The organism is Pseudomonas sp. Z5-35, assembly GCF_051131945.1.
In the GTDB taxonomy this organism is placed as follows: Bacteria; Pseudomonadota; Gammaproteobacteria; order Pseudomonadales; family Pseudomonadaceae; genus Aquipseudomonas; species Aquipseudomonas marvdashtae.
This window is the reverse complement of record NZ_CP071640.1, coordinates 2,630,078-2,642,431: the sequence shown is the minus strand read 5'-3', so window position 1 is coordinate 2,642,431 and position 12,354 is coordinate 2,630,078. Positions and strand designations below refer to the sequence as shown.

Annotated in this window: 12 protein-coding genes and 1 pseudogene; 9 read left to right on the top strand and 4 right to left on the bottom strand. The window is 62.4% G+C overall.

Annotated features, from left to right (window positions below):
* The first annotated feature begins 4 nt into the window (after window positions 1-4).
* The 3 genes from J3P95_RS12215 to J3P95_RS12205 are packed head-to-tail and all read left to right on the top strand — an operon-like array spanning window position 5 to window position 3,059.
* On the top strand, window positions 5-928 hold the full coding sequence (locus J3P95_RS12215) for a TIM barrel protein (RefSeq protein ID WP_434577034.1): 924 nt from the start codon (window positions 5-7) through the stop codon (window positions 926-928).
* 20 nt (window positions 929-948) lie between these two features.
* Window positions 949-2,118, top strand: a complete 1,170-nt coding sequence (locus J3P95_RS12210; protein WP_434563416.1) for a Gfo/Idh/MocA family protein — start codon at window positions 949-951, stop codon at window positions 2,116-2,118.
* A 38-nt stretch (window positions 2,119-2,156) separates the two neighbouring features.
* Window positions 2,157-3,059 (top strand): sugar phosphate isomerase/epimerase family protein, encoded by a 903-nt coding sequence (locus J3P95_RS12205; protein ID WP_434577036.1) that lies wholly within the window; start codon window positions 2,157-2,159, stop codon window positions 3,057-3,059.
* Between the two features lie 9 nt (window positions 3,060-3,068).
* Here J3P95_RS12205 and J3P95_RS12200 read toward each other — a convergent pair whose 3' ends face one another.
* On the bottom strand, window positions 3,069-3,527 hold the full coding sequence (locus J3P95_RS12200) for a metallophosphoesterase family protein (RefSeq protein ID WP_434577038.1): 459 nt from the start codon (window positions 3,525-3,527) through the stop codon (window positions 3,069-3,071).
* A gap of 126 nt (window positions 3,528-3,653) precedes the next feature.
* Between J3P95_RS12200 and J3P95_RS12195 the strand changes: the two genes are divergently transcribed.
* Together J3P95_RS12195 and J3P95_RS12190 are read left to right on the top strand one after the other, a co-directional pair.
* Window positions 3,654-5,222 carry a sensor domain-containing diguanylate cyclase gene (locus tag J3P95_RS12195; protein WP_434563410.1) on the top strand — a complete coding sequence of 523 codons (1,569 nt, stop codon included), beginning with the start codon at window positions 3,654-3,656 and terminating at the stop codon, window positions 5,220-5,222.
* Between the two features lie 118 nt (window positions 5,223-5,340).
* Complete coding sequence (locus tag J3P95_RS12190; RefSeq protein WP_434577040.1) at window positions 5,341-7,344, top strand: peptidase U32 family protein; 2,004 nt, start codon at window positions 5,341-5,343, stop codon at window positions 7,342-7,344.
* Window positions 7,345-7,502: 158 nt separating this feature from the next.
* Here the strand turns inward: J3P95_RS12190 and J3P95_RS12185 are convergent, their stop codons facing one another.
* The gene (locus J3P95_RS12185) at window positions 7,503-7,730 is read right to left on the bottom strand and encodes a DUF3079 domain-containing protein (protein ID WP_434577042.1); all 228 of its coding nucleotides are present in this window, start codon (window positions 7,728-7,730) and stop codon (window positions 7,503-7,505) included.
* 190 nt (window positions 7,731-7,920) lie between these two features.
* On the opposite strand from J3P95_RS12185, the gene J3P95_RS12180 reads away from it, so the two are divergent.
* From J3P95_RS12180 to J3P95_RS12170, 3 genes and pseudogenes are all read left to right on the top strand, one after another.
* Window positions 7,921-8,073, top strand: coding sequence for a hypothetical protein (locus J3P95_RS12180; protein ID WP_434577044.1), 153 nt, complete (start codon window positions 7,921-7,923; stop codon window positions 8,071-8,073).
* Window positions 8,070-8,684, top strand: coding sequence for an iron transporter (locus J3P95_RS12175; protein ID WP_434626593.1), 615 nt, complete (start codon window positions 8,070-8,072; stop codon window positions 8,682-8,684). The genes J3P95_RS12180 and J3P95_RS12175 overlap by 4 nt, the downstream gene beginning before the upstream one ends.
* A 230-nt stretch (window positions 8,685-8,914) precedes the next feature.
* Window positions 8,915-9,103 (top strand): annotated as a pseudogene (locus J3P95_RS12170) (Crp/Fnr family transcriptional regulator); the annotation flags it as partial.
* Window positions 9,104-9,126: 23 nt separating this feature from the next.
* On the opposite strand, the gene J3P95_RS12165 reads toward J3P95_RS12170, so the two are convergent.
* Both J3P95_RS12165 and J3P95_RS12160 read right to left on the bottom strand, forming a co-directional pair.
* Window positions 9,127-9,585, bottom strand: a complete 459-nt coding sequence (locus J3P95_RS12165) for a DUF1294 domain-containing protein (RefSeq protein ID WP_434577048.1) — start codon at window positions 9,583-9,585, stop codon at window positions 9,127-9,129.
* Window positions 9,582-10,412, bottom strand: a complete 831-nt coding sequence (locus tag J3P95_RS12160) for an undecaprenyl-diphosphate phosphatase (protein ID WP_434563402.1) — start codon at window positions 10,410-10,412, stop codon at window positions 9,582-9,584. The genes J3P95_RS12165 and J3P95_RS12160 overlap by 4 nt, the downstream gene beginning before the upstream one ends.
* 272 nt (window positions 10,413-10,684) lie before the next feature.
* Here J3P95_RS12160 and J3P95_RS12155 point away from each other — a divergent pair, with 272 nt between their 5' ends.
* Window positions 10,685-12,319, top strand: coding sequence for a methyl-accepting chemotaxis protein (locus tag J3P95_RS12155; protein WP_434563400.1), 1,635 nt, complete (start codon window positions 10,685-10,687; stop codon window positions 12,317-12,319).
* The last annotated feature ends 35 nt before the right edge of the window (window positions 12,320-12,354 follow it).

The window sequence follows — 12,354 nt, the reverse complement described above, 5'->3', positions numbered from 1 at the left end:
TTGCATGACGATCCACATTTGTACGGCGCCCTGCTGCTGGGGCGTCGATGACGTCGAGAACCCTTTCCTGCCACCCTGGCAACGCGTGCTCGCCGAAGCCGCCGAAGCCGGCTATCGCGGCATCGAACTGGGGCCTTACGGGTACTTGCCGCTGGACGCCGGGGTCCTCAATCCGGCCTTGTCGGACAACGCCTTGCAGGTCGTCGCCGGGACGATTTTCGACGACCTGGTGAGCCCGGCCAACCTGGCCGAGCTGCTGCGCCAGACCCATGCGATCTGCGGCTTGCTCACACAATTGCCGCCCATGGAACAGCAAGCCGGCCAGCGCTTTGCCGGGCCCTATCTGGTGATCATCGACTGGGGCCACGAGGAGCGCGACTACGTCGCTGGCCACTCGGACCGCGCGCCACGCCTGGACGATGCCCGCTGGAACGCAATGATGGCGCACATCCGCACCATCGCCGACATCGCCTGGCACGCCTACGGCATCCGCGCCGTCATCCATCCGCATGCCGGCGGCTATATCGAATTCGCCGATGAGCTGGCACGCCTGGTCGACGACATCTCATACGAAGTCGCCGGGTTGTGCCTCGACACCGGGCATCTCTATTACGCGGGCATGGACCCGGTCGCGTCGCTGCGCACCTACGCCCATCGCCTGGACTACCTGCATTTCAAGGACATCGACCCGGTGGTTTTCGACCAGGTGTTGAACGAGCACATCCGTTTCTTCGCGGCGTGCGGCCGGGGCGTGATGTGTCCCATCGGGCACGGCGTCATCGACTACCTGGCGCTGCACCGTCTCGTGCACGAACTTGGTTACCAAGGCTGCATCACCGTCGAACAGGAACGTGACCCGCGCGACGCCGGGACCAGCCTGGACGACGTGGCGGCCAGTCACGCCTACCTCGCCCGCATCGGTTTCTGACCCGTACAAGGACCTTCCCCATGATCAACGGCAGTAAAACGCTCCCACACCCTATCCGCTGGGCCATGGTCGGCGGCGGCGAGCACAGCCAGATCGGCTACATCCACCGCTCGGCCGCCCTGCGCGACCGCAACTTCGAGCTGGTCGCCGCCGCGCTGGACATCGACCCCGACCGGGGCCGGACGTTTGGCGAACAACTGGGCATCGAGCCGTCGCGCTGCTACGCGGACTACCTCAGCCTGTTCGAGCTCGAAGCGCAACGGCCCGACGGCATTCAGGCGGTGTCGATCGCCACGCCCAACGGCACGCACTACGCCATCACCCGCGCCGCTCTGGAGGCCGGCTTGCATGTGGTTTGCGAGAAACCGCTGTGCTTCACCCTGAAGGAAGCCAAAACCTTGCGTGCGTTGGCCAAATCCAGGGGACGCGTCGTTGGCCTCACCTACGGCTACGCTGGGCATCAATTGATCGAACAAGCCCGGGCGATGATTGCCGCGCGGGCGCTGGGGGAGATTCGCATGGTGCACATGCAGTTCGCCCATGGGTTCCATAGCGCACCGGTCGAGTCGCAGAACCCGGCGACCCAGTGGCGCGTCGACCCGCGCCAGGCCGGGCCGAGCTACGTGCTCGGGGACGTCGGCACCCACCCGTTGTACCTGTGCGAAGTGATGCTGCCCGACCTCAAGATCAAGCGCTTGATGTGCAGCCGCCAAAGCTTCGTCGCCAGCCGCGCCCCGCTCGAGGACAACGCCTACACCCTGATGGAATACGAAGGCGGCGCCATGGGCATGGTCTGGTCGAGCGCGGTGAATGCCGGCTCCATGCACGGCCAGAAAATCCGCGTGATCGGCTCGCGGGCCAGCCTGGAATGGTGGGACGAACGGCCCAACCAACTCACTTTCGAGGTCCAGGGCCAACCGGCGCAAATCCTGGAACGCGGCATGGGTTACCTGCACGCCGGGGCCCTGGTGGACGACCGCATCGGTGGCGGTCATCCCGAAGGGTTGTTCGAAGCCTGGTCCAACCTTTATCGCCGCTTCGCCCTGGCCATGGACGCCGCCGACCGTGGCGACAGCGAAGCCCTGGCCGCCCTGCGCTACCCCGACATCGATGCAGGCGTGGAAGGCGTGCGCTGGGTCGAGCGCTGCGTTGAATCGGCCAACCAGGATTCCGCCTGGGTCGCCTACTGACCCCCACAGTAATGAGTGTTGCCCCATGGAGAACAACAATGAAAATCGCCCTTGATCCCTACATGCACCGTCACCTGAGCCTGCCGGACCTGTGCCGCAAGACCGCCGAGCTCGGCTACGAATACCTGGAGTTGTCGCCACGGGAAGACTTCCTGCCGTGGTGGGTTCGCCCGCGCGCCCATAAGGAACGCATCGCCGAATTCAAGAAAGCCCTGCGTGACCACAACCTGCAACTGGCTTCGCTGCTGCCGATGTACCGCTGGGCCAGCCCCCACGAGGACGAGCGTCGGGCGGCGGTGAATTATTGGAAGGAAGCGATCCAGGTCGCCGTGGAGATGGGCTGCACGACCATGAACTCGGAGTTCGGTCGCGGGCCGTCGCCTGATCGCGGGCACAAGGTCAGTTGCTGCGCGGGCCTGCACAGCCATGAGTCCAGCGAAGCCGCCTGGTGGCAGAGCATGGAAGAACTGGTGCCGATCCTCGAATCCGAAGGCGTCACGTTGAACGTCGAGCCTCATCCGGAAGACTGGTGCGAGACGCTGCACCCGGCCCTGGACATGCTCAAGACCCTCGGATCGGACAACGTCAAGTTCCTCTATTGCACGCCCCACACCTTCTACTTCGGCGACGACATGAAAGCCATGATCGCCGACGCAGGGTCGATGATCGCCCATGTGCACATTGCCGACACCTACAACCACAAGGCCTCGTCCGGCCTGCGTTACATCGTCAATCCACCCGGGGCGAAAGTGACCGTGCACCAGCACATGGACATGCACCAGGGCGAAATCGACTGGGACCTGTTCTTCGGCGAGCTGGCCAAGACCGGGTTCGACGGCATCGTCACCGCCTGCGTGTTCGGCTGGGAAGAACGGGCGGATGAGTCGGGCCGCTTCATGCGCCAGGAAATCCAGGCGTACGTCGACAAATACTTCCGGTAACCGCGATCGTCATGGCAGCAGTGGGACAATCCGCGGCTCGAGCCCCCGCTCGCTGACCTCAAGCAGCGCCAGCGTCACCGGCAGTTTGAAGCGTCGCCGGCCGGCGCTGCCGGGGTTGAGGTAAAGCCGTTCCCCGCGCCAGTCGATCAGCGGTTTGTGGGAATGGCCGGTGATCACCAGTTTTACTTGCGGGTCGAGGGCGCTGGGCACATCGGCGATGTCATGGACCAGCAGCACTTGCCATCCCGCAAGGTCGAACTGAAGGCAATCGGCAATGCCCGCCGCCCAATCGACTTCCAGGTCGTTGTTTCCCCGCACCACGTGCAGTTCGCCGATAGACGCCAGTGCTTCCAGGATCCCAGGGCTGCCAATATCACCGGCATGAATAATTCTCTCGCAACCTTGCAACGTCGCCAGCGCTTCGGGGCGCAGCAAGCCGTGGGTGTCGGAAATAACCCCAACTTTCATGAAACCTTCCTCCCCAACCGTGTGTCGTCGGTTGTACCTGCCTCGTCGCAGTTAGCTAACGTGCTGAAATCGAATAGGATAGGCTGCGCGCTGAAACGCGCAGACCGTCGCGCAAAGGATATGTCAATGCTCGGACGCAAACAGCCAGAGCCCAAGATCGAAAGCCCCGATGAAGCGTTCTCCCAGCAAACTGTGCGGGCCGGCGCTGCATTTCGGCTGACCGTGAGTTTCATGCTCGTGGTTGTCATCGCCTTCCTGGCCGTCGAAGGCTGGCGCACCTGGCGAGATTACCGCGCAGCCTTTGCGTCTGCCCGGGATTCGGTGACGAACCTGGCCAGGGCAACGGCGCAACACGCCGAGGACGCCATCCGCCAGGTCGACGTGGTCACCGCGGCCCTCGCCGAACGCGTGGAAGGCGACGGCCTGCAGAACATGGACATCCCGCGCATCCATAAGCTGCTGGTGCAACAGGCCGCGATCATGCCGCAACTGCACGGCTTGTTCATCTATGGCCCGGACGGCCAGTGGCTGGCGACCGACAAAAAAGTCATTCCGGAAATGGCGAACAACGCCGACCGCGACTATTTCCAGTATCACCGCAGCCACGAGGACCGACGCGTACGCATCGGTGAAGTGATCAAGAGTCGGTCCACCGAAGACTTGATCATTCCTGTCTCTCGACGCTTGAACAATCCCGACGGCTCCTTTGCCGGGGTGATGCTCGGGACGGTCAAGGTCAGCTATTTTGTTGACTATTACGGTGATTTCAAGATCGACGATAAAGGCGCGCTGGTCCTGGCCATGCGCAGCGGAACGATCCTGGTGCGCCGACCCTTCGTTGCATCGGTGATCGGCAAGAGCCTGGTCAACAGCGTGATCTTCCGGGAGCACTTGCCCACGTCCAACCAGGGCGTTGCCGAAGCCAGGGCCGTCGTCGACGACACCGAACGCCTGTATGGTTTTCGAGCCCTGACCACTTATCCGCTGGTGGTGGAGGCCGGGCTGTCCCGTGAATCAATCATCGCGCCCTGGCGTCGGGACCTGCTCAAGACCGGCCTGGTGCTGGTTTTCCTCATCGCGATACTCGTGGGTTTCGGCCTTATCGTGCTGAGCCAGTTGCGCTATCGCATGACCATGGAAAAGCAGATCCGCGGCGCCCACCAGGCCATGCGGGACATGGCGCTGACCGACAGCCTGACCGGACTGGGCAATCGTCGGCGGCTGGACATCGCGCTGGCCGATGAGCTGCGCCTGGCCAAGCGCCAGGGTTCTTCCCTGGCGCTGATCATGCTCGACGTCGACTATTTCAAACGCTTCAACGACCGCAACGGCCATGCGGCTGGCGACGACTGCCTGAGGGCGATCGCTGGCGCAATCGGGGAGACGATCAAGCGGCCGGGCGATCTGGCGGTGCGCTACGGCGGCGAAGAGTTCACCGTGTTGCTTCCCAATACCGACAACACCGGTGCGGCCAAGGTCGCGCAGCAGATCCTCGAAGCCGTCAGGGCCCTGGACATCGAACACGGCGACCATCCCCTGGGAATCGTGACCATCAGCGCCGGCATCACCACCTGTCAGCCCAATAGCGAGGACGCGACGCCCGCCATGTTGATCAAGGCCGCGGACGCGTTTTTGTACCTGGCGAAGAACACCGGGCGCAATCGTTGGTGCAGTGCCGACGCATCGCAAGGCTGATGCGGTCGGATTGACCGCATATCGGTTCATTACGCCCTGCGTAGGCTTGCGCAGGTGCCGACCGGCCGCCACGCGGCTACAATGCGCGCTTCGACCGTGACCAGCCTGACTAAAAAACATGTCCTTGCCTAAACATCATCTGGAATTGCTCAGCCCCGCCCGCGACGTGACCATCGCCCGCGAGGCCATCCTGCATGGCGCCGATGCCGTGTACATCGGTGGCCCGAGTTTTGGCGCGCGTCACAACGCCTGCAACGAGGTGAGCGATATCGCCGGGCTGGTGGAGTTCGCCCATCGCTACCACGCCCGGGTGTTCACCACGATCAACACCATCCTGCACGACAACGAGCTGGAGCCGGCCCGCCAGCTGATCCACCAGTTGTACGATGCGGGCGTCGATGCGTTGATCGTCCAGGACCTGGGGGTGATGGAGCTGGACATTCCGCCGATCGAGCTGCACGCCAGTACCCAGACCGACATTCGCACCCTCGCCCGGGCGAAATTCCTCGACCAGGCCGGTTTCTCCCAGTTGGTCTTGGCTCGCGAGCTGAACCTGCAGGAAATCCGCGCCATCGCCGACGAGACCGACGCGGCCATCGAGTTCTTTATCCACGGTGCGCTGTGCGTGGCGTTCTCCGGCCAGTGCAACATCTCCCACGCGCAAAACGGGCGCAGCGCCAACCGTGGCGATTGCTCCCAAGCCTGTCGCCTGCCCTACACCTTGAAGGATGACCAGGGCCGGGTGGTCGCCTACGAAAAACACCTGCTGTCGATGAAAGACAACAACCAGAGCGCCAACATCCGCGCCCTGGTCGAGGCCGGCGTGCGTTCTTTCAAGATCGAAGGACGCTACAAGGACATGGGCTATGTGAAGAACATCACCGCCTACTATCGCCAGCGCCTGGACGACGTGCTCGAAGACCGCCCGGACCTGGCCCGCGCCTCCAGCGGCCGCACCGCGCATTTCTTCGTGCCGGACCCGGACAAGACCTTCCACCGTGGCAGCACCGACTATTTCGTCAGCGAACGCAAGATCGACATCGGCGCCTTCGATTCGCCGACCTTCACCGGCGTGCCGGTGGGCGTGGTGGAAAAAGTCGGCAAGCGCGACCTGCAAGCGGTGACTTTCGATCCGTTGTCCAACGGCGACGGGCTCAACGTACTGGTCAAGCGTGAAGTCGTCGGTTTCCGCGCCAACATCGCTGAGCCCAAGGGCGAGTTTCTCGATGAGGACGGCAAGCAGCGCTACCGCTACCGCGTCGAGCCCAACGAGATGCCGACTGGCATGCATCAGTTGCGCCCCAACCATCCGCTCAATCGCAACCTCGACCACAACTGGCAGCAGGCGCTGCTCAAGACGTCCGCCGAGCGCCGCGTGGGCCTGGCCTGGGTCGCTCGGCTGGGCGAAGAGCGTCTGGAGCTGACCGCCACCAGCGAAGAAGGTATCCGCACCAGCGTTGCCCTCGACGGTCCCTTCGGCCTGGCGAACAAACCAGAGCAGGCCCTGGAGCAACTGCAAGACCTGCTTGGCCAACTAGGCACCACCGAATACCACGCCACGTCGATCAAGCTGGATGCGCCCCAGGCGTACTTCATCCCCAACTCCCAGCTCAAGGCGTTGCGTCGCGAGGTCATCGAAGCCCTGACCGCGGCGCGCGTCGCCGCCCATCCACGGGGCGGGCGCAAGGCAGAAACCACCCCGCCGCCGGTGTACCCGGAGTCGCACCTGTCGTTCCTGGCCAACGTCTACAACCAGAAGGCCCGCGACTTCTACCACCGCCACGGCGTCAAGCTGATCGACGCGGCGTTCGAGGCCCACGAGGAAACCGGCGAAGTGCCGGTGATGATCACCAAGCATTGCCTGCGCTTCTCGTTCAACCTCTGCCCCAAACAGGCCAAGGGCGTCACCGGCGTGCGCACCAAGGTCGCGCCGATGCAGCTGATCCACGGTGATGAAGTGCTGACGCTGAAATTCGACTGCAAGCCCTGCGAGATGCACGTGGTCGGCAAGATCAAGGGGCATATCCTTGACCTGCCGTTGCCCGGCAGTACGGCGCAGCCGGTGGTTGGCTACATCAGCGCGGAAGATCTGCTCAAGACGATTCCTCGCGGAACGCATTGAGCCCGGGCGCACGCTGGACGTCATTCCCCAGGGGGAATGGCGTCTACATTCATTTGTGGCGAGGGGATTTATCCCCGCTGGGCTGCGCAGCAGCCCCAGTATCTTACGGTCGCTGCGCAACCGAACGGGGATAAATCCCCTCGCCACAGGTTTTACCCTTACTCCTTCACATGAGTGGCGCTTGGATCGATGACCTTGGCGGTAACGTCGACTAGCTCCACCCCCCAATCCCCATGCAGGTACCAGTCGTCGCCGATCATCTCGGCCGGGTGCATGGTGCGGTCGGCGCCGTTGCCACAGGCCAACGCGGTCGCTGCGCAATAGCGGTCGCAGCCCCAACAGATGCGCTCGGGATGCTTCGGACTGATGGGAAAGGGCTTTGCCATGACGACCCCGCCTGTCGATGAATGTACCCCACCCTAGCGCGTCGGTGCGCAACGTCCCTTGATCGTGGTCAAGAGTGGTCAAGAACTGCGGCGCGGGCAAAATTCGCGGTGAAAATTGACAAGAATCATTATTATTCGCAGCGAAGCTTCCTAGACTCGGCGCCATCAAAGAGCCAACCAGGGAGTCATCATGCGCGCGCTTTTCCCCCTGCCTCTCGCCCTGCTCTTTCTCGCTCCGCTGGCCCAGGCCAAGGAATACCCGATCGGCGAACCGCAACTGTGCGCTGGGCTTGAAGTCGGCGCGTGTATCTGCAACCGATCGAAATGGCGCCCGCCGGCATGATGCGCGCCACCGCCGATTCCGACGTGCACCTGGAAGCTGACATCCGCGCCACGGCGGATAACCGGCAGGGCTTCCAGGAAGGCAGTTTCGTGCCTTACCTGAACGTATCGTTCCAGCTGAAAAAACAAGGCAACGACACCCAGCTCAAGGGCGATTTCCATGCCATGGTCGCCAATGACGGGCCGCACTACGGCGACAACGTCAAGCTGCTTGGCCCGGGCAAACACCCATTTACTTTCACTGTTCTGCCGCCGGGTGGCCACGCGTCTCTCGGTCGCCGTACCGACAAGGAAACCGGCATGGCGCCGTGGTTCGACTTCACCCCGCCACTGCTGGAAGTCCCGGCCGGGCAGCGTTTCAAGATCGTGCTGAGAATATCGGCCAAGGCCCGGCGGAGTTCGAGAGCACGCCACCGCGAGTCGAGAAAGTGTAGTCCCCCGGCGTTGCTCAAGACCATCGCCGGCGGCTACAGCAACAAGGTCATCGGCCACAAACTCGGCATCACCGAAGGCACGGTCAAGGTCCACGTCAAGAACCTGCTGCACAAGCTCGGCCTGCGCTCACGGGTCGAAGCGGCGGTGTGGGCGATGGAGCATTTGCGTGGCGCGTGATGAACCGAGGTGGAGGGATAGGCACCTACCCCGTGGCGAGGGAGCTTGCTCCCGCTGGGCTGCGCAGCGGCCCCATTTTTGCGATTGCTGCGCAATCGAGCGGGAGCAAGCTCCCTCGCCACGCGGATTGCGTCGGCAGTGACAATTCATCCCTCTTCCGAGGTAAGCCTGCCGAGGCATAGGCCGACGAGGCCCAGGGCCCCTACCATGACGGCACGCGGAGGTACGCCATGCTGACCCACCCTTCCATCGTTCTACTGTTGCGGCGTCATCATCTGTTCAGCCAATTGCCGGAACGGGTTTTCGAAGACGTGTGCAACCTGGCCGTACTCAAGCGGCTGCCTTGCAACAGCACGCTCATGCATCAGGGCGACCCGGCCAAGCGGTTTTTCCTGCTGGAGCGACGTAACATTCGCATCCTGGCTGAGGATGAACTGGTGGATTACCAGCAATAACGGGGCAGCCCGCCCTTAGAGGTCCAGACCCATGCCAACAGATGACCACCCAAGAACAATTGGTCGATCCAGAATCCCTGGTGCAGCAACACAATGAACCAGAACACCACTTGGAACGACACCTTGCGGGTCTTGTGGCGGAACATCTGCTGGGCGAGCAGCGCGCCGGGCCAGCCGCCTGCCAGTTCCACGGCATGCAGCACGTTCTCCGGCGTGCGCCAGGCGTCGAAGCGAGCCTTGCGCTTGTCGTTCCAGTACAACGAAAATGCCACCGCACTGACGATGCCATAAGCGACCATCGGCACCCACGATTCGCCTTGCAGCCCAAGCAAGAGCGAGCCGGACAATGGCAAGGCGCAGAGCAACGCAAACACAGCCAGTTTCAATCGCAGGTTGTGCACGGGCCCGCCGGCTTGACGCGCGGCGCGCCTGCTTGAATCGTTCATGGTTTGACCGATGTCCAGTCCACCCAGCCAAATTGCCAGGTCGCCAGGATCAACAGGCCGAACGCGATCCGATACCAAGCGAACACCGCGTAGCTGTGGCTGGCGATGAAGCGCAGCAACCCCTTGACCGCGATCATGGCAAAGATAAACGCCGTGACGAAGCCAATGGCGAACACCGGGAAGTCCGCCGGGACGAACAGTTCGCGGTATTTGTAGCCCGAATAAACCGCGGCACCGACCATGGTCGGCATCGCCAGGAAGAACGAAAACTCGGTGGCCGTCTTGCGCGACAGGCCGAACAGCAGGCCGCCGATGATGGTCGCTCCGGAGCGGGAGGTGCCGGGAACCATCGCGATACACTGGGCCAGGCCGACCTTCAGGGCATCCTTCCACGTCATGTCGTCCACGGTTTCGGCGTGCACGCGGTGTTGGCGTTTCTCGGCCCAGAGCATCACGAAACCACCCAGCACCAGCGCCGCGGCGACGGTGATCGGATTGAACAGGTAATGGTGGATCCAGTCGGCAAGCAGTACGCCGAGTATCACGGCGGGGAAAAACGCGATCAGCAGGTTGACGGTAAACCGGCGGGCGCTGGGCTGGGTCGGCAAGCCCAGCACCACCTCGAAGATCTTGCGCCGGAATTCCCAGACCACCGCGAGGATCGCCCCGAGCTGAATGATGATATTGAACGCCATCGAACGCTCGCCACCGAACTCCAGCAAGTCAGCGACCACGATCTGGTGCCCCGTGCTGGAAATCGGCAAGAACTCCGTCAGGCCCTCGACCACGCCAAGAATCAGTGCCGAAAAGGCAGTCCACAAATCCATTCATCCCCCAAAAAAGACCCGTTCGTTCAGGCCTTATCAATATTCAAGCGGTACGCAGGTGCACGCAGCGGCTGCACGATAACCGCGACCTTTCAAAAAAAACCAATGAAAAATCAGAACGGGCTCAGGTTTTGCGCTGCGGGGCCGAAATCCTATCAGACAAGCCCTGATAACGCTGCCGCGTCATGACCCAGGTCAACCACGGGCAGGTACCGAGCGTTAAAGTGCCATCGTCGTTTATGACAAAAATAAGAAAACCGGAGTGACAGCGTATGAATAGCTTGCGCAATGTATCGATCAGCCGACGCTTGTGGCTCATCCTGATCGTGTCCATCGTGATGTTGTTCACGCTGGGCGCGTTCATGCTCAAGCAGATCCACACGGATCTGTATCAGGCCAAGTATGAGAAAACCGAGCATGTGGTCCAGACCGCCAGTGGCGTGCTGAGCTATTACCATGGGCTGGAAACCGCCGGCACCCTGACCCGCGAGGCGGCGCAGAAGCAAGCCCTGAGCACGGTGCGCGGCCTGCGTTATGACCAGACTGACTATTTTTGGATCAACGATCTGACGCCGGTCATGGTCATGCACCCGACCAACCCGAAACTCGAAGGCCAGAACCTCTCGGCGATCCGTGACCCGAACGGTTATGCGCTGTTTAACGAGATGGTAGCCATCGCCAAGGCCAAGGGCGCCGGCATGATCAACTACCTCTGGCCGAAACCGGGAGCCGAAGCACCCGTCGGCAAGACCTCCTACGTCAAGCTGTTCGAGCCCTGGGGCTGGATCATCGGCTCGGGTGTGTACGTGGATGACGTGCAGGCCGAGTTCCAATCCCAGATGATCAAGGCCTCCTTGATCGGCTTGGCGATCACGCTGATCATGAGCCTGTTCTTGACCTTGATCGTGCGCAGCATCGTCCGTCCGCTACAGGAAACCGTAAACGCCATGGCCAACATCGCCAGCGGCGAGAGCGACCTGACCCGCACCCTCGATACAAATGGCCAGGATGAGGTCACCCAACTGGCGCGGCACTTCAACGCCTTTACCGCCAAGTTGCGCCAAGTGGTGAGCCAGTTGCAGGTCTCGGCCAGTGAATTGGGCCAGTCGTCCAGCGAATTGGGCAACGACGCCGCGCAAGCCCAGCAGCGCAGCCAACAACAGTCGCAACAAATGGAACTGGTGGCGACCGCCATCAACGAAGTGACCTACGGCGTGCAGGACGTGGCGAAAAACGCCGAACACGCCGCCAGCGAAATGCGCGACGCCGAATCCCAGGCCCAGCAAGGCCAGATCAATATCGATGGCAGCTTGCAGCAGATCGACCGCCTCTCCCAGACCATCGACCAGGCCGTGGAAGTGATCCGCACCCTGGCCAGCGAAAGTACCCAGATCGGCAGCGTGCTGGAAGTGATCCGCTCGATTGCCGAGCAGACCAACCTGTTGGCGCTCAACGCGGCCATCGAAGCCGCTCGCGCCGGTGAACAGGGCCGCGGGTTTGCCGTGGTGGCCGATGAAGTGCGCCTGCTGGCCCAGCGCACACAAAAATCCACCGCCGAAATCCAGGCCATGATCGAGCGTCTGCAAAATCACTCCGAAGCTGCCGTGAAAGTCATCAGTGACAGCAGCCGCGCCTCGCAACTGACCATCGAGCAGGCCGGCCTGGCAGGCGCGAGCCTTAACGCCATCGGCCAGGCCCTGCGCAACCTCAACAGCCTGAACGCCTCTATCGCCAGTGCCACCCTGCAACAGGCCCACGTCGTGGAAGACATCAACCAGAACGTCACCCAGGCCGCTGGCCTGTCCCACAGCACCGCGGTGGCGGCGGAACAGTCGAGCCTGGCCAGCGCGCGCCTCAAAGGGCTGAGCGAACAGCTCAACGGGCTGCTCAAGCAGTTTCGGGTCTAAGAGTAGTCAGCGCGCCTATAGGGGCTGATGCTCAC